17 protein-coding genes are annotated in these 17,989 nt (G+C 50.5%); 6 read left to right on the forward strand and 11 right to left on the reverse strand.

Annotation, left to right across the window (positions count from 1 at the left end; translation table 11 throughout):
- Positions 1-36 precede the first annotated feature (36 nt).
- The 6 genes from NM96_06355 to NM96_06380 all read right to left on the reverse strand — a co-directional run bounded on the left by NM96_06355 (position 37) and on the right by NM96_06380 (position 5,586).
- Positions 37-1,260 carry a heme biosynthesis protein HemY gene (locus tag NM96_06355; protein AVR79009.1) on the reverse strand — a complete coding sequence of 408 codons (1,224 nt, stop codon included), beginning with the start codon at positions 1,258-1,260 and terminating at the stop codon, positions 37-39.
- A complete protein-coding gene (locus NM96_06360; protein ID AVR80287.1) occupies positions 1,257-2,624 on the reverse strand; it encodes a heme biosynthesis operon protein HemX in 1,368 nt (455 codons plus the stop codon). The genes NM96_06355 and NM96_06360 overlap by 4 nt, the downstream gene beginning before the upstream one ends.
- 133 nt (positions 2,625-2,757) lie before the next feature.
- The gene (locus tag NM96_06365) at positions 2,758-3,492 is read right to left on the reverse strand and encodes a uroporphyrinogen-III synthase (GenBank protein AVR79010.1); all 735 of its coding nucleotides are present in this window, start codon (positions 3,490-3,492) and stop codon (positions 2,758-2,760) included.
- 280 nt (positions 3,493-3,772) lie between these two features.
- Positions 3,773-4,069, reverse strand: coding sequence for a MerR family transcriptional regulator (locus tag NM96_06370; GenBank protein AVR79011.1), 297 nt, complete (start codon positions 4,067-4,069; stop codon positions 3,773-3,775).
- Between the two features lie 15 nt (positions 4,070-4,084).
- Positions 4,085-5,044, reverse strand: a complete 960-nt coding sequence (locus NM96_06375; GenBank protein AVR79012.1) for a DNA-binding protein — start codon at positions 5,042-5,044, stop codon at positions 4,085-4,087.
- Between the two features lie 146 nt (positions 5,045-5,190).
- Entirely contained in the window at positions 5,191-5,586 is a 396-nt protein-coding gene (locus NM96_06380) for a hypothetical protein (protein ID AVR79013.1), read from the reverse strand.
- A 219-nt stretch (positions 5,587-5,805) separates the two neighbouring features.
- Between NM96_06380 and corA the strand changes: the two genes are divergently transcribed.
- The 5 genes from corA (at position 5,806) to NM96_06405 (ending at position 9,455) form a co-directional block, all read left to right on the forward strand.
- Positions 5,806-6,879, forward strand: a complete 1,074-nt coding sequence (corA, locus tag NM96_06385; protein ID AVR80288.1) for a magnesium and cobalt transport protein CorA — start codon at positions 5,806-5,808, stop codon at positions 6,877-6,879.
- Positions 6,880-7,008: 129 nt separating this feature from the next.
- Complete coding sequence (locus tag NM96_06390) at positions 7,009-7,491, forward strand: acyl-CoA thioesterase (protein ID AVR79014.1); 483 nt, start codon at positions 7,009-7,011, stop codon at positions 7,489-7,491.
- Positions 7,492-7,554: 63 nt separating this feature from the next.
- Complete coding sequence (locus tag NM96_06395) at positions 7,555-7,959, forward strand: transposase (GenBank protein AVR79015.1); 405 nt, start codon at positions 7,555-7,557, stop codon at positions 7,957-7,959.
- On the forward strand, positions 7,863-8,759 hold the full coding sequence (locus NM96_06400) for a hypothetical protein (protein AVR79016.1): 897 nt from the start codon (positions 7,863-7,865) through the stop codon (positions 8,757-8,759). Before NM96_06395 ends, NM96_06400 begins: the two co-directional genes overlap by 97 nt.
- A gap of 327 nt (positions 8,760-9,086) precedes the next feature.
- Positions 9,087-9,455, forward strand: a complete 369-nt coding sequence (locus tag NM96_06405) for a hypothetical protein (GenBank protein ID AVR79017.1) — start codon at positions 9,087-9,089, stop codon at positions 9,453-9,455.
- Between the two features lie 558 nt (positions 9,456-10,013).
- Here the strand turns inward: NM96_06405 and NM96_06410 are convergent.
- Together NM96_06410 and NM96_06415 are read right to left on the reverse strand one after the other, a co-directional pair.
- Positions 10,014-10,982, reverse strand: a complete 969-nt coding sequence (locus tag NM96_06410; protein AVR80289.1) for an IS110 family transposase — start codon at positions 10,980-10,982, stop codon at positions 10,014-10,016.
- Between the two features lie 267 nt (positions 10,983-11,249).
- Entirely contained in the window at positions 11,250-12,515 is a 1,266-nt protein-coding gene (locus NM96_06415; GenBank protein ID AVR79018.1) for a hypothetical protein, read from the reverse strand.
- A 312-nt stretch (positions 12,516-12,827) separates the two neighbouring features.
- Here NM96_06415 and NM96_06420 point away from each other — a divergent pair.
- A protein-coding gene (locus NM96_06420; protein AVR79019.1) for an IS630 family transposase occupies positions 12,828-13,675 on the forward strand; the annotation gives its coding sequence in 2 pieces (ribosomal slippage) (positions 12,828-13,143 and positions 13,143-13,675; 849 coding nt in all).
- Positions 13,676-13,705: 30 nt separating this feature from the next.
- Here the strand turns inward: NM96_06420 and NM96_06425 are convergent.
- The 3 genes from NM96_06425 to NM96_06435 form a co-directional block, all read right to left on the reverse strand.
- Entirely contained in the window at positions 13,706-15,733 is a 2,028-nt protein-coding gene (locus NM96_06425) for an excinuclease ABC subunit B (GenBank protein ID AVR79020.1), read from the reverse strand.
- A 90-nt stretch (positions 15,734-15,823) separates the two neighbouring features.
- Positions 15,824-16,156, reverse strand: coding sequence for a thioredoxin TrxA (locus NM96_06430; protein ID AVR79021.1), 333 nt, complete (start codon positions 16,154-16,156; stop codon positions 15,824-15,826).
- Positions 16,157-16,306: 150 nt separating this feature from the next.
- Complete coding sequence (locus NM96_06435) at positions 16,307-17,854, reverse strand: microcin ABC transporter ATP-binding protein (protein AVR79022.1); 1,548 nt, start codon at positions 17,852-17,854, stop codon at positions 16,307-16,309.
- Between the last annotated feature and the right edge of the window lie 135 nt (positions 17,855-17,989).

Consider the following 17,989-nt stretch of genomic DNA (forward strand, 5'->3'; position numbering starts at 1 on the left):
CTGAAAAGGGAGGATAGATAAAGATATTTCCCAAACTCAGCTATGCTGCTCCAACGCCGCGTGGCGTTCGTCATCGGAGACGGCTTCCAAAACCAATTTCCGCTGTTCCTGAGCTTTTTGCGGCTGTCCGGTTTCATCGAGTACGCGCGCCAGCATGAGGCGGGCGGCAATGCTCGGTTGCAGGGCGATGCTGGCTTCGAGGTAACTTTGTGCCTTGCCCCACAGGCTGCGGCCGTAGGCAAGCTGTCCGAGGTACATCAAGAGCGGTGCGTCGTCGGGTTTGTCTTTCAGCCAAGAATCGGCAAGGTCGATGGCTTTTTGCTGGCCGCGTTCGTTGAAGAAGCGGACGCTTTCGACGAAGGCTTCCAAAAGTTCGGGGCGGCGGTTTTGCGGGTAGTATTGGCGCACCCATTTGACGGCTTCGGTATAGAGTCCGAGACGCTCGTATTTTTCGGCAATGGCGACACACAATTCGTCCGCTTTGAGTGTCTCGGGAATGCGCTTCAGACAGGTTTTCAGACCGGCTGCGTCTGATGCTTCCGCCAATAGGCGGCGGTATGCCCAGCTTTGGTATTGTTCCGCTTCAAAATCGTTAATCGCGCCGACTTTCATCAGTTTTTCGGATTTCGCCAACACATCTTCTGCATCGCCGTGGTCAAAGGCATAACGCAGTTGCAGGCGGGCGAGGCGGGACAGGTTGGGATGGATGCGCGCGGCAGCGTTCAGATTTTCCAGGGCAGTCGGATAATCGCGGCGGCCGAGTGCGGACTCTGCCAACAACAGATAGCGGGAAAGCTGCTGTTTGTTCGGCAGTTTTTCAATGTCTTTCAGGTAGTGGTCGCGCAGTTCGAAGTTTTCCATTTGGTCGGCGGCGTGCGCGCCCAGCATCAGCGCAAGATTGCGGTTGTCGCCGGCTTCTTTGTTTTCCAATACTTTGGCGGCTTCCTGCTCCGCTTTTTCAAAGCGGCCTTCAAAAAACGCCAAACCTGCGCTGTTCAAAGCAACGGCTGCCTGACGGCCTTTGCGCGCCGTGCCGAAACGCTGCATACGGGCGGGGATGTTCATCAGGCCGACGATAAATTTGATCAGGAAATACAGGGTAACGACAAACAGAACCAGCCCTAAGATAAAGGCGTGCAGGTTGACCCGCATCATGACTTGTCCGACGACGATATAGACATTGCCCGTGTAAATACCGGAAGTTAGGACGATGCCGACTGCAGCGGCGAATAAAACGACAATCCAGACGACGGCTTTCATGCACGGCCTCCTTTGGTCTCAGCATCGGCGGCAGGATGGCTTTGTTTCTCAGGAGCCGCTTTCTTTTCCGGCTTGGAAATGTTTTGCGGTTTGGCCTCGGAAGGCAGCGCCGGAGCTTCTAAAGGCTTCGCGTCTGTTTGGGCGGCAGGGGCGGGTCTTGCTTTGGCAGGATGGGGAGCCCTTGGAGCCGGTGCGGTTTTCGGTGCGGAAGCAGTTTCATTTACCTGCGAGGCGGTTTGAGGAGCGGCAGCTTCGGACGCGGCGGAGGGCAGGGGCGCGGACGCGGCGGTCGTTACGGGTTCGGGCAGCGCGACCGGAGTACGCGTACCGTCTTGATAGGCGCGGATCGCGCTGAGGCTGGCCTTCAAGCTGTCGTCTGAAATCATGCGCACATCGAGCGCTTTCAATTCAGACAACTCTTTCAGCCATGCCTGTGTTGCGGGCGATTTGCCATCAAAGTATTGTCTGACCGCCGCTTCAACGTAGTTCAAATCGCTTTGATAAACTTCGCCGTTGTGCTGCATCAGCGCGGTACGCGCATCCAAAAGGCGCAGGCGCAGGTTTTCGCGGACGAAATACGCCTGTTCGGGCGACAGCAGCATCGCATCTTTATTGTCGAGTCGGCGGACTTCCACCAGCCCTTTCAGTGCAACCAAAGATTTATCCCAAGTATTTTGCCACCAAGAGCCTGAAGACGCGCCGTTGCTTTGCGCCTGCTCGCCCGGCTGCAATACGCCGTCCAACACCAGCGGCAGGCCGGAAACGGCGGTTTCCAAACGGTCGAGGCGCAGCGCCGTGCCGGAAATATCGACATACGGACGGTTTTTCAATGCCGCCAAATCATGGCTGACGGCTTGTTTGATGGGCAGCAGCTCGGGCTGGTCGAAACGGCTCAGGCGGCCGTCGATGTGTTCCAACACCGCCGCCGCGCCTTGTACGTTGCCCGACAGCAGCAGTTGCTGCGAGGCGAGGTTCAACATGGTTTCCGCTTCGTCAACCAGCCAGTTGACGCGCCCTTTGGTCAGCTCCTGATACGCTTTTTGCGTTAACAGAATTTGTTCGCTGTTTGCCATTTGGGCTTTGCCCAAGCGCTCCAATTCGGCTTGGATGGCGGTTTGGCGGTTTAGATGGTCTTTCAGGAGTAAAGCGTTTTCAGATTCGCCCAAGGCGGCTTTATCGAGCTTTTGGTTAAACGAAAGCTCTTGGTTTTTCAAGACGTTTTGTCCTTGCACAAACAAAAAGCCACTTGCGCCCAAACCCAGCAGCGCCAGCACCAGCGCGCCTACCGCCAGCCCTCTGCCGCCGGATTGTTTGATGATGACGGGGGCGGGTTGGTTTTGAGGAAGATTTTTAGATTCAGACATGTGTGTTCCTGCGTATTCGGAGGTTTTAGGCTGCTTGGCCTTTTTCGGAGCCGCTGTTTCAGACGACCCCGCGTTGCCCTGACTGTCGACGATAATCGGCCGACCGGCTTCGTTTGCTTCGGATGGATTGTCTTCAGACCGGCTCATCGGTTTGCTCCTTAGGAAATGATGAAAGTGCCGCTTTCAGAGAAGCGACGACCCGTATGTGGCGCGCACCCGCCTCGCGAAGCGCGTCGGCTATGCGCGGATGATGGGTGAAGTATAACAAGGATTCGAAGAATCGGGAAAATTGCGGCGGAACCTGCGCAAACAGCCCGCGTACCAGTTCGCCCGAAGCGATAAAGGCGGCATCAATGGATTCGGCATCAAAATCCTGCCAATTCAATTCATTAGGTCGTCTGAAATACGCTTCTGCGATTTCTACTGCAAAGCCTTTTTTCTTTAACGACTCCGCCAAAAAATCGCGCCCGCCGCCGCGTCCGCGCACAATCAATATGTGTGCGCCTTGCGGCAGCGTATCCCAAACCGGCAGCCGCAACACCGCCTCGCTGTCGTTGCCTTCTTGCGGCACAGACACATTTTTCGCGCCGCAGCGTTGCAAAGTCCGACCGCTTGCCTGCCCGACCGCCACCTGAACCTTTAGGTCGTCTGAAAAATCCACATACGGCGCAGCGGTTTCAACCGCCGTCGGACTGACCCAAAACACCGCATCCGCGCGGGAAAACTGTTCTTTCAAACCGCGCAATGCTGCTTCGTCCGGCTCGATTTCAACCGGACTCAACACCCGCGCGCGCCACCCTGCCTGCGAACAGGTGCGCACATCATCTCCCGCACGCGCGGACGGACGGACAATCAGCATGACAGGCATTTCAGACGACCTCTTTAAATAAGGTTAAACCCAAGTTGTACAAAAAATATGGGAAAAAGTAAATATAAAACCGCAATGCCGACATATGCGGGAATCCAGCAAATCCAGCAAATAAACAGACGGTACAACGTCGATGCTGATTGTATTGGGAGTTTTCAGATAAAGCCCAAGCTATATTTCGATTTGTCCCAAACCCTTGTTATCTGACCATATATACTTAAAAGGTCGTCTGAAAACCTGTTTCGTTTTCAGACGACCTTCTTCACACATAACAACGCCCTTATTGTCCTTCCTCTTCCGGCAACACCGACGGCCGCTGTGCTTTCCTCAGCTCTTCCACTTCATCTAAAAGCCGCATAATCAAGCCCAACGCCGGGATGCCAGCTTCAAAATCACGGCTCAAACGCTGTGCGCGACGGATACGTGCAAGGTGGAAACCGCTGAACGTAGTTTGTTCGGGCTTGCCGCCTATGCTGATGATGTCTTCCTCGATGAGTTCCAACAGCCAATCGCGGCGGCAATGGCTGACAGCAATGATTTCTTCAAAAGTCAATGTGATGTCGGTGGATTGCGTCATGGTTTATCCTTTCTTTCATGCGTGTTTCGCAGCGAAATGTTCTGCCAGTTTCTCCCATGCAGCACGGTCGGCTTCACTTTCTGCAACAGGGACATTGATGCGGATATTCAAGTATAGGTCTCCCGCCTCTTTCGCCGGAATGCCCTTGCCTTTAAGGCGGATGGTTTTGCCACTCTGAGTGTTGGCAGGCAGATTGACCTGTAAGCGGCCGGATGCGGTAGGAACGATGATTTTGCCGCCCAATACCGCCTCCCACGGTTTGACATCTATCGTCTGATATACGTCTTTTCTGTTTTTGACGTACAAGTCCGGCCGGTCGTGGAACTTGATTTTCAAGTACAAATCCCCGTTCGCTCCGCCGTTGCTGCCCGGCAGCCCCTGCCCTGCCAGACGGATTTGCTGGCCTTCGGCGATGCCTTTGGGAATTTTGACGTTGAGGGTTTTGCTTTGATAAGCCATACGGCCATATTCGTCCAAAGTCGGCACATTCAAAGTCAGACTGCGTTCCGCACCGGTATAGGCTGCGTAAATATCAATGCTCAATTCGGCGTGTTGGTCTTCTCCCTTGACAGGGCCGCGCGGCTGCTCGGGTCGGGAGCCGGCGTGGCGGAACGATGAAAACAAGTCTTCAAAATTAAAGTCGCCCGCGCCGAACGGTTCCCCTTCCCGATACTCATAACGGAAACCTCCGCCGTCGAAACCGTTGCCGAACGGGTTTCCGCCTTGTCCGAACGGATTACCCCCTGCGTTGCGGCCATAAGGGTTTGCCAACATTTCATCATACTCGGCACGTTTCTCCTTGTCGGAAAGCGTCTCGTAAGCACGGTTGATTTCCGCCGTACGCTCAACGGCATCCGGCTCTTTGCTCACATCAGGATGGTATTTGCGCACCAGCTTACGGTAGGCTTTTTTAATAGCGGCTTCATCCGCATCCTTAGCGACGCCCAATATTTCATAATAATTTTTTTCTGCCATGTTATTCCTTTGATTAATAATACCCAAAATTTTTATTGGATTTATAGTTAAGGGCAATCGCTCTAAAATCAAGCCCGACGGAAATAAAAAACGCCGTTTCGGCAAACGGCGTTTTGACAGATTGATTTGATGCTTGACCAACCGAATTATTGGACATTACGCGATTTTTTCCATTTAAATGCATATCCGGCAACGACAGGCAGCAAAGCCAGAAAAGACTTGAAAATCCAGCCTGCGTACCAAGGTTTCGCAACTACAATCGCACCCGTCTCAGAATTCGGCACAACAATATCTTTGACGGCGAGCCAATCCAACATCGGCCACCAGCAAACGACAAGGCATCCCAAAAAAACAGGCCAAATATTGCGTTCCCAGCCTTTCTGCCAAAAGCGGAAACATACCGCCGCCCAAACCAAAGTCAGCCCCGTGATCAATATCACCGTATAAGCATCCGCCCCGCAATATGCGGCCAAAAAATACGTCAAGACCACCCATAAAACAGCCAGCACCAAAACAATGATTTCTTCAGGACGTTTAAACATTCTTACAGCTCCAAAAATTTTTCCCGCAAAGGAAACAACCGTGTACCAACAGACGACACTATACCCGAAACAACATATTTTGAATATGCGCCGCCTTTCACTTTTCAGGCGACCTCGGTGTCTGCCCTACTCTGTTACAATGCTAATAATTTAAAACCAAGGTCGTCTGAAAAAACATTCCGTTTTCAGACGACCTTCAGACATACCTTTTCAATCATGATGAACACACCACCCGCTCCCGAGACAATACCCGCCGAAATCCCGCAAGACCAAACCGTCCCGCGCAGCAATACCGACAACGCGCCGCGTTCCGCCATCCACCAGACGCTTTATTCCGCCGATACGTTTGCCCAACACGATTATCTCGCGGGTAAAAAACTGCCCCACATCGTCCGTCCGCAAGCGGGGCAGACCAACTGGCTGCATTTCGTCGGCATCAACGACGCCGCGCTGCTCAAACACACGCTGGAGCCTTACGGCATCCACGAGCTGGTCATCGAAGACATCCTCAGCCGCAAACAACGCCCCAAAATCGAAGACTACGACAATTATCTGTTTATCGCCGCTCAGGTTTACCACTACACCGCCGCCGGCAAACTGAATTCCGACCAAGTGTATCTGATTATCGGCAAGGATTTTGTGTTGTCGTTCCAGCAAAAACCGCTGGGGCTGTTCAGCCAGTTGCGCCGCCAAATGAGCGAAAACCCGCGCGGCATCCTCGGCAAGAATACCGCCTTTCTCGCCTATTGCCTGCTCGACCGCATCGTGGACGACTATTTCATCGTTTTGGAAGAGTACAACAACCGCGTCGAAGCCATAGACAAATCCCTGTTTAAAGATGAAAACAGCGACATTCTCGGCAAAATCCACCGACTCAAACGCGATGCCGTCCGCCTGCGCCGCACGCTCTTGCCTTTACGCGACGTGTTCTATCAACTTGCCGTGCGCGTCGATTTCACCATTTTCAAAGGCGAGTCCACCGTCTATCTGCGCGACGTTTACGACCACAACATGCAGCTTCTCGAATCGCTCGACGCATCGCGCGACATGGTGTTGAGCATGATGGATATCTACCTTTCCTTCCAATCCAACCGCATGAATCAGCAAATGCGCGTCCTGACCGTCATCACCATCATCTTCATGCCGCTGACCGTCATCACCGGCATCTACGGCATGAACTTCGACAACATGCCCGAGCTGCATTGGCATTACGGCTATTTTATCGTTTTAGGTTTGATGCTGTGCATCATCGTCGGGTTGCTGATTTTCTTCTCGCGCAGAAAATGGTTATAAACCCATAAAAAAATCCAATTTCCGTATATTCATATATTAAATACAATCAGTAAGGTCGTCTGAAAACCATCCCAACCACTGAACGGCCGCCTGTTTAACACAAACATTCATTTTTAAAAGAGGAACACCATGGACCAAACCCGCCAACTCCCTGCACACGAACTCATCATGTCCGAACTGATGATGCCGGACACCGCCAATTTCAGCGGCAACGTCCACGGCGGCGAACTTTTGCGCCTGCTCGATCAAGTCGCTTATTCCTGCGCCAGCCGTTACAGCGGTAATTATTGCGTTACCCTGTCTGTCGATAAAGTCTTGTTTAAAGAGCCGATACACGTCGGCGACTTGGTAACCTTCTACGCCAGCGTCAACTACACGGGCAGAACCTCCATGGAAATCGGCATCCGTGTTGAAGCGCAAAACATCCGCACCGGCGAAGTGCGCCATACCAACAGCTGCTACTTCACCATGGTCGCGGTTGAAGACGGCAAACCTGTTCCCGTCCCGCCGTTGGAAATCACCACCGAGCGCCAACGCTGCCGCTATGAAAAAGCCAAAAAACGCAAAGCCTTGAGCCTTCAGGCATCGGACGAGGCTTCTTGCGGATGCTGAAAACGGACGGATAAAACGGATTACAAGACAAAGGTCGTCTGAAAACCAAGGTTCAGGTTTGAACTGCACCCCAAAAGTTGGACACATCCCCTCCAACTCACAAGGTGCAGTTTTTTTATGAGCAAATATACATTACACTTCAAATACCAAGCCGTACTCCACTACCTGCATATACGCAGCCAACAGCGTACCGCAGACCACTACGGCATTTCCCGAACCCACCTGAGACGATGGATACGCGCCTATCAAGAAGGCGGTATCGGCGCACTCGAACATCCCCAATCCAAAACCATGCCCCAACACCGCAAAAACCCCTTCATCGCAGATAAACCCGACCAAGAAAAAACACAGGCAGAGCTTATCGAAGAGTTGTGCTATATGCGCGCAGAGGTCGCCTACCTAAAGGAGTTAAAAGCCCTCAGCCAAAAGCGGACCGCAAAGGACAAAGCCAAACCGTCCAAACACTGAGGGCGCAACACCCGCTCAAATACCTGCTGCACATCGCAAACCTGCCCAAAAGCAGCTTTTACTACCATCACCAAGACCGACCCGACCCCGACGCAGCCGACAAAGCCCTCCTTGTCGAAACCTACCGGCGGCATAAAGGACGCTACGGACAAAGGCGCATTGCCGCCGCATTAGATTGGAACCGCAAAAAAGTGGCGCGGTTGATGAAGCAGTTGGAACTGAAAGCCCTCATACGGGCGAAAAAAGCCTACCGCCATCCCGCCATGGGCGAGATATCGGAACACCTCCTCAAACGCCGGTTCAAAGCCCGAAAGCCCAACGAAAAATGGCTGACCGACGTTACCGAACTCAAAGGAAAAGACGGCAAATTGTACCTCTCGCCAATCTTGGACTTGTTCAACCGCGAGATCGTCGCCTACGCCATGAGCCGCAGAGCCGACAGCGAAATGGTGAAGGAAATGCTCGAAAAAGCCGCACCCCGTCTGACTGATAAGGGAACAATGCTGCATTCCGACCAAGGTGTGCTGTACCGTACGGCGGAATATAGGAAATTGATTGCAAAACATTCCATGGTTCAAAGCATGTCGCGTAAGGCGAACTGCTGGGACAATGCGCCGATGGAAAGCTTCTTTGCGGTGTTGAAGACGGAGTGTTTCTATAACGCAGGAGAATTGACGGTGGATGAATTGATGAAACAGATAGATGACTATATGGATTACTACAACCGGGAGCGTTGCAGTTTGAAATTGAAAAAGCTGAGTCCTGTCGCATACAGAACCCAGCTTGCACAGAGCGCCTGAATAGGCTTTTATGAGTGTCCAAGATTTGGGGGCCAGTTCAGGTTTTCAGACGACCTTTTCTTTCATTATTGAACAAGAAAAATAATGTAACCATTAAAACACCAAATAAAACAAAGTTGCTATTTAAATAATTTTAGATTTTTTCGTATAAATTCAATTAAGAAACACTATTTAATAACGGTATTTATTAAATAAAATCCCTTTTTTATATGCCACAAATATATTTAATTACATGATTTTTTTAAAAAAAAGAATAACTATACTTGACACACTACTCAAATAATTTAATATATCGTTTCTTTTAACCAAAATTCAAAAGAGAGACTCATGAAAACATCAGTTTTATTGGTAACTCTGCTAACCGCACTGTCCTTGTCCGCATGTGGAGGCAGCTCTTCTTCTGCTGTTTGCGACGAATACGAAAAAGCCTTTGCCGACATTACTAAAGGTGTTGATGCAGGCACAAAAGACCTGATGCAAAAATCATTTGAGCAAACTAAAGCAGCCTTAAAAGATATGCCTGCCGACCAAAGAGACGCTACCTGTAAAGCAGCTTTGGATGGATTGAAAGGCGATGCCCCTGCCGCTTCTCCTGAAGATAAAGCCGAAGAAGCAAAAGAAGCTGCTGAAGAAGCGAAAGACACTGCGGAAGAAGCCAAAGATGAGGCTGAGGCAGCTAAAGAAGAAGCTAAATAATACGAGACATCTTAATAGCGAAAACGGATTCCGACTACTCAGAATCCGTTTTTATTTATGCCTTCCAATCTGCAATTTGCTTTCAGACGACCTCAAAGGTCGCCCGAAAATTCCAAACAGCAAACCACCAATTTAGATGGCCACGTGCATGTATACCGCACACACAATACCCATCTGTTTTAAAGTTTGCGCCGCCCGCAGGTAGCTTGTGGCTTAGCCACGTACACGATTTTGGAGATGCAGGCTATGGCTTGCTGCGCTACATCAATGGAAACACAATCGAAAAGAACGATATTCCTAGCAATTTTCAATTTGTAGCGTGGGCTATGCCCGCGAAAATATGAAAAGTCGTCTGAAACCTGTACACAGGCTTTCAGACGACCTTAGCTTTACAAAAACAACCCGTGGGCAGAGCCCACGCTACGGTTGTTTCAACGCAACCCCGTCTCCAAAACTCCTGCGCTGAAAATGCAAAAAGGTCTCAACTTATTATTGCAACGACCTCAGGCGTAGCAACTGTATTTTTCACCCCGTCGGGCAAAAATACCAAAACTCAAATCAAGCCGTTCGGATGCTGTTTTCGGTGATAACGTTTTCGGCAAAATAATCACGCATCCGGGCATTCAATATCGTCAGCAGTTTACGCATACATGCCGTAACGGCAACCTTATATGGCTTACCCTTGGACAGCAGGCGTTGGTAGAAATCCCGAATAAGCGGTTCAAAACGTGTCGCTACCACGGTAGCCATATACAGTGCCTTACGCACCGCAGACCTTCCGCCAAAGCAGCGGCTTTTGAATTTGGTTTCCCCGCTCTCCCTCGGGTGCGGGGCAATACCGACCAAACTCGCTATCCGTTTGTGCGACAGCCGTCCCAATTCGGGCAGCATCGCCATCAGCGTAGCCGTCGTTGTCGAACCGATGCCTTTGATTTGTTCCGCCACTTTGGCTTTGCCGTCAAAATGCGTGTGGGTGTGGTCGTCGATTTGTTTGTCCAATTCGTCAATCAGACGGTCAAAATGAGCAATCAGTTGTTTGACGCTTTCGACTTGCGTTTCGTGAACCTGATGCAGTCGGTTTTTCTCGGCAGTCCGCATATCCACCAGCTGGTTGCGGCGGTTGATCAATGCTTCCAACACTTCTTCCGCTTCGGTGGGCGGTTGGTAGAGCATGGTTTGCCAATCTTCTTTCTGCATCATCATCTGTGCGAAGAAGGCAAGCATTTGGGCATCTTTGGCATCGGTTTTGGTCAGCGACTGCGATTGGGCAAACTGATGCGTCTGACGCGGGTTGGCAATGATCACGGCCATACCTGCGCGGTGGATGGCTTTGGCGGCGGGTATTTCGAGACCGCCGGTGCTTTCCATCACAACGAGGGCGACGTTGTGCTTTTTAAGGTATTCGATAGTATGGGCGATACCTTTCGGGTTGTTGGTTTCGGTTTTGGTTTTAGACAAAAACGAAACGGCGATGACGAAGTTTCGTTTGGCGATGTCGATGCCTGCGTAATTGTGTTGGGTACTCATCATAAACCTGCCTTGCATTCGGTTGTGTTGTCTGGCAACTGTCCGGTTGTGTCGATGGGTTGCCCGACCGCTCCCTGAGCTACGCAACGGTTGTTTGCCTTGGTCGGATGCGGGTGGCGGTGGGCGGTTGGTTGCTATGATACGGGTGTTTCGATATACAAGGTCGGATTCTCGAATCCGACATTTTGGGCATTGCTGCAATGAATTGCAATGACGGGAGTGTTAAAGGTTTTGTCGGATACAAGTATCCGACCTACGCTTGCTTGCTTAATATCCGCGATGAGATTTTAGACCATTAAAAAAAGCACTTCTGACAGCCCATCGTACTGCATCATCAGTTCGGACACTTTTCCAATGATCTGGATGCCTCATTACATCACGCACTTCAAATCTACCTTCTTCAGGGTAACGCACTTCCAAAAAACCAATTCTAAAAAGAAAACGCGCAAGGGCAACCGCTTCATTAGCATCATGTAAAACACCATCCTTTAGTTTTACCTGCCCATTACCAATTAAACCTTTTAAGTGCCGATATAAATCAGATGCCTTCCACTCCAAAGGTTTTCCTGTAAAAGATTGAAGGCAAATATCTAAACCTTTACACAAAGATCGAAATTCCGTCTTTAAGAATTCAAGTTGGTCTATTGAATAACTCCACTCAGCTTCGTAGACTTCAGTATTAGAAACTGGTAGTTTTTCGGCCGCATCTAAGGCATGCTTAATCAGATTGCCAAGGCTACGAGGTGTATACATTGTTCTTCGAACAATGTAACTAAATGAATCACTTGTCTCTTTATTTTTTAGAGTTACTTCAGGTTCAAAAAAGACATGCCACATATCATTAAATGGTACTTTAATTAATGCAGGACTAATTTCTAATGCCAATCCAATTGCAAGCCTCAATCTTTGACGAAACCATTCTTTTAACTCAGAAAAATCCCAATTCAGAGACATTACTCCACTTATTTTATCAGCATAATGCCAACCTGGATTTAGACTTAGCCATAAATCTTGTCTCATAAATAAATGTACTTCTGCATCTTTATTATCATGCGTTATTCTATCAGCAGCTTCAACTGCATCTCTAATTAATCGAATGCTAGTAGTGTTACCTTCTTCTTGTAAATTATCGAAATCATCAACATATAATACGAATTTTGTTGCTTGCATGATACGATTAAATCTATCAGGGCTATACTTTTCTTGTTCTGAATTTTCAGTAGACACTTTATTTACCCATGGAATAATGGTTTTCAAAACGTCTATAATACGTTCACCAAAATCTCTTTCTGTGACCCCCTTAATTTTCGCCCAAGCACGTAAAATAGCCTCATCATCACCAACAAGTAACTGACCACTCATTCCTTGCGCAAGTTTGCGACAAATAAGATCCGCATATATCTGTATCCAATCTGCAACGGCACCATAACCTCGCCCTGATGCCTCTTTCAAACGTTCTGAATGTAATGAGGCAAGTTCATCGGCCGACACTTCAACAATTAATGTAGAAAAGTCCTGTTTACGATTTTGCATGCTGGTTAACCTTGCAGCTGATTTACCAGCCCCTTTTCTAGCAACAGTAACTGTTGTTTTAGGGGAAATTGCTTTTTTAAACCATTTTGGCTGTACTAACAAATTGTCAAACCAACTATTATGAGTTGTATCGCGCTCTGCATCAGGATAGCCAATAAAAGATGAATCGCCCTGCCAAAATTCGCGGATATTTTGCACTTGCTCTTTTGTTAGTGATGTAATTCCATTAGAACTCATTTTAATAACCCATTAAAATTTATTATAGTCAATTAAAAATAAAATAGTACAATACTCAACTTTGAAGGTTTAACCATGGCATACTCTGCGGACTTGAGAAACAAAGCTTTAAACTATTACGAACAATGCAAAAATATCAGCCAAACCGCAGCAACGTTTAACTTGTCAAGAAACACGCTTTACCTGTGGATTCGCCTTAAAAAACAAACAGGCAGCCTAAAACATCAAGTTACCGGTCTAAATGCCGTCAAATTGGATAGGCAAAAACTGGCTCAATATGTTGAGCAACACCCGGATGCCTATCTACATGAAATCGCCAAACATTTTGATTGTACGCCAGCCGCCGTTTGCTATGCACTCAAACAGATGGGAATGACGCGCAAAAAAAGACCACCACTTACAAAGAACAAGACCCGGCCAAAGTAACGCATTATTTGACACAGCTGGCCGAATTTTCCGACTACCAACGTGTTTATTTGGATGAAACAGGATTTGACCGCTACCTGTTCCGTCCCTATGCCCGCAGCCCGAAAGGGCAAATAGTGAAAGCGCAGATAAGTGGAAAAAGATACCGACGCTTATCTCTGGTGTCCGCACAAGTCGGCAACCGGCTGATTGCTCCGATGGTTTATCAAAATACGATGACCGGGGTCTTTTTTGAAGCGTGGTTTCAGCAATGCCTACTGCCCGCATTGACTCAAAAATCGGTGATTATTTTAGATAATGCGCGATTTCACCGTATGGGTGTCTTACGGGAAATGGCGGAAAAATGGGGACATAAGGTATTGCCTCTTGCTCCTTATTCACCTGAGCTCAATCCGATTGAGAAGGTGTGGGCGAATATTAAGCGGTATCTGCGAACCGTATTGTCTGATTACGCCCGATTTGACGATGCGCTAATGTCCTATTTTGATTTTAATTGACTATAAATATGCGTAACTAGTATAATAATCTCACTCCGCACCAAACAACAACCCTTCCTTAATCCCCCGAATCCTATCCCTTAACACTGCCGCTTCTTCAAACTGCAAATCCCTAGCCGCCTGCTGCATGGCTTTTTCCAGTTTGGCGATTTCTTTAATTGCGTCTTCTTCGTTGTGGATTTCTCCAACTTTAACTTTATTTTTGCCTTTCAGACGACCTTTGCCGCCGTCTTCTTCGTGGTACACGCCGTCGATGATGTCTTTGACCTGTTTCTTAATCTGCTGCGGCACGATACTGTGTTCTTCGTTGAATTTCATCTGTTTTTCGCGGCGGCGTTCGGTTTCGTCGATGGCGGCTTTCATGGAGTCGGTGATTTTGTCGGCGTACAGGATGGCGACGCCGTTCACGTTGCGCGCGGCGCGGCCTATGGTTTGAATCAGGCTGCGGTGGGAGCGCAGGAAACCTTCTTTGTCGGCGTCGAGGATGGCGACGAGGGAGACTTCGGGGATGTCCAAGCCTTCGCGCAAGAGGTTGATGCCGACGAGTACGTCAAACAGTCCGAGCCGCAAATCTCTAATGATTTCAACGCGCTCGACGGTGTCGATGTCGCTGTGCAGGTAGCGTACTTTGATGCCGAGTTCGCTGTAATAGTCGGTGAGTTGCTCCGCCATGCGTTTGGTGAGGGTGGTAACGAGTACGCGTTCGCCTTTTTGGATGCGGTCGTTGATTTCGCTCATTAAATCATCTACTTGAGTGGCAACGGGGCGGATGATGATTTGGGGATCGACCAGCCCTGTGGGGCGGACGACTTGTTCGACCACTTGTCCGGCGTGTTCTTCTTCGTATTTGGCGGGGGTGGCGGAAACGAAGACGGTTTGTGGCATGACTTTTTCAAATTCGTGGAATTTGAGCGGTCGGTTGTCGCGGGCGGAAGGCAGGCGGAAGCCGTAGTCCACGAGGTTTTGCTTGCGCGATGCGTCGCCTTTGTACATGCCGCCGATTTGGGTTACGGTAACGTGGCTTTCGTCGATGAACATGATGGCGTTGCTTGGCAGGTAGTCCATCAGTGTGGGCGGCGGTTCGCCTTCTTTTTTGCCGGAGAAGTGGCGGGAGTAGTTTTCGATGCCTTTGCAGAAGCCCATTTCGTAGAGCATTTCGAGGTCGAAGCGGGTGCGCTGTTCGATGCGTTGTTGTTCGACAGGGCGTTGTTCGCGGGCGAAAAATTCAATGCGTTCGCGCAATTCTTCTTTGATGGACTCGCAGGCGCGCAATACGGTGTCGCGCGGGGTAACGTAGTGGCTGGAAGGGAAGACGGTGTAGCGGCCGATGCGCTGGATAAGGCTGCCTGAAAGCGGGTCGAACATATCGAGGCGGTCGATTTCGTCGTCGAACAGACTGATACGCAAGGCGTTTTCGGAGCTTTCAGCAGGATACACATCAATCACGTCGCCGCGCACACGGAAGCTGCCGCGTTTGAAGTCCAAATCGCCGCGTTCGTACTGCATGGAAACGAGCGTGGCGATGATGTCGCGCTGCTCGATGGTGTCGCCTTCTTTGACGGACAACACCATTTGTTGATACTCGGTCGGGTCGCCGATACCGTAAATGGCGGACACGGTGGCGACGATAATCACGTCGTCGCGCGTCATCAGGTTTTTGGTGGCGGAAAGGCGCATTTGCTCGATGTGTTCGTTGATCGCGCTGTCTTTTTCGATGAACAGGTCGCGGCTGGGCACATAGGCTTCGGGCTGGTAATAGTCGTAGTAGGAAACAAAATATTCCACCGCGTTTTCGGGGAAAAACTCGCGCATTTCGGCATAAAGCTGGGCGGCAAGGGTTTTGTTGTGCGCCATGATGATGGCGGGGCGGCCGCTTTGGGCGATGACGTTCGCCATGGTGTAGGTTTTGCCCGAACCGGTTACGCCGAGCAGGGTTTGGTAGGCAAGGCCGTCTGAAAGCCCTTCGAGCAGGCCGGCAATGGCGGTGGGCTGGTCGCCGGCGGGTGGGAAGGGCTGGTGGAGTTTGAAGGGGGAGTTTGGGTATTGGATGACTTCCATATTGCCGCCTGTTTTTGGTTCGGGGAAATGGAGAATTATAGCAAAAAGGTCGTCTGAAAATTTTCAGACGACCTTTTGCGTTGTTGAAACTTAAGCCAAAGAAGCGTTTACAAATGCGGTCAATTGACCTTTTGCCAATGCGCCGACTTTGGTAGCAACGTTTTCGCCGTTTTTAAACACCATCAGCGTCGGGATACCGCGCACGCCGAATTTGGCTGGGGTAGCTTCGTTATCGTCGATGTTGAGTTTGACGACTTTCAGACGACCTTCAAATTCGGCGGCGATGTCGTCCAAGATCGGAGCGATCATTTTGCAAGGGCCGCACCAAGGTGCCCAGAAGTCGAGCAATACGGGGACGTCGGATTTCAAAACGTCTTGTTCGAAATTTGCATCGGTGGTGTGGATAATCAGTTCGCTGCTCATGAGTTTTTCCTTTTTGTGTCAAATTGAATCAGATGTTGTGCAGGATAGGGCTTGGGGCTGAAAATTTCAAGTGTCGCCAAAGTGTAATAGCTTTTTTGTAAGGTTGCCATCGGGATTGGCTAATGTTTTTCAGACGACCTATCCGACAGTTCAGCCTGCCCTAAAGCTCATCAGATGGCGCGTGTAATCGCTGGAAGGGTTGGCAAATACGGTTTCGCAGCCGCCCTCTTCGACGATTTTGCCGTCTTTCAAGACCATCACGCGGTGCGACAGGGCGCGGATGACGGCGAGGTCGTGGCTGATGATGATGAGGCTGAGACCGTGTTTTTTCTGCAAATCGGCGAGCAGCTCCAGAATCTGTTGTTGCCATTGTACGTCGAGCGCGCTGGTCGGTTCGTCCAAAACGAGGATTTTCGGGCGGACGATGATGGCGCGGGCGATGGCGAGCCGCTGGCGTTGTCCGCCGGAAAAAGCGTGCGGATAGCGTTCGAGCGCGTCTTCGGGCAGTCCGACCTGACGCAATACGTCTTGCACGCGCTGCCGCATTTCTGCGCGGGACAAATCGGGTTCGTGGACGCGCAGGGCTTCGGAAACGATATTAAAGACGTTCATGCGCGGATTGAATGCGCCGAACGGGTCTTGGAACACCATTTGGATGTCGCGTCTCGATTCGCGCGTCCAGGCTTCGCCGTTGATTTTCAGACGACCTTCCGCGTCGATAAGGTGCATCACGGCTTTTGCCAGCGTGGTTTTGCCGCAGCCGCTTTCGCCGATGATGCCCAGTGTTTCGCCCGCTTTCAAATCGAAGGAAACCGGCTCCAGCAGGGTTTTGCTGCGTTTTTTGAACCAGCCCGCCGTTTCTTTGACGGCAACGGAAAGCTGCTCCGCCTGCAAGACGGTGGCGGGCTTGTCCGCCAAAGGTACGACCTTGCGCGCGGCGCCGGCGTTCAACAGCATTTGCGTGTATTCGTGTTGCGGACGGGCGAACACTTCCGCCGCCGCGCCCGTTTCGACAATGCGTCCGCCGCGCATCACGGCAACGTCGTCTGCAAAACGGCGGACAAGGTTCAGGTCGTGGGTGATGTAGAGCATGGTCATGTTGTGCGCCTGCTGCAAACGCGCCAACAAATCGAGAATCTGCGCCTGTACGGCGACATCCAAGGCGGTGGTCGGTTCGTCAGCAATCAGGAGCTTGGGTTCGGCGGCAACCGCCATCGCAATCATCGCCCGCTGCCGCTGCCCGCCGGAAAGCTGGAAGGGATAGGCAAAGGCTTTCTGCTCCGGCTCACGGATGCCGGTTTCCGCCAAGAGTTCGACCGCCCTCGCCCATGCCTGTTTTTTGTCCAAACCCAGATGCAGGGTCAGCACTTCGGCAATCTGCGCGCCGACGCGCATCACAGGGTTGAGCGCGGTCATCGGTTCTTGAAACACCATGCCGATTTCCCGTCCGCGCAGCTTTTGCAGGGCGCGTTCGGATTGTGTCAGCAAATCGTTGCCGTCGAATTTCAGACGACCTTCAAACGACACCAGCGGATTCAGCCGCATAATGCCCTGCGCCAACACGGTTTTACCGCTGCCGCTCTCACCGACCAATGCCAGTTTCCTGCCGGTCTGTACGGTCAGGCTGACATCGTACAGGACTTGCTTGCCGGGGAAAAAGGCGTTTAGGTTTTCAATTTCAAGGATGGGTTTTGTCATGGTATCGAGGTCGTCTGAAAACGGAAAACGGTTGGAATCAAATCGGCAATACTCGCGCCACTCAGGCAAGAATCTATCGGATGATTAGCATTTCATACAGTCAGTAAACATCGGCTTTCTGCTTTTCAGACGACC

Origin of the sequence: Neisseria mucosa, from assembly GCA_003028315.1 — a bacterium.
GTDB classification, from domain to species: domain Bacteria; phylum Pseudomonadota; class Gammaproteobacteria; order Burkholderiales; family Neisseriaceae; genus Neisseria; species Neisseria mucosa.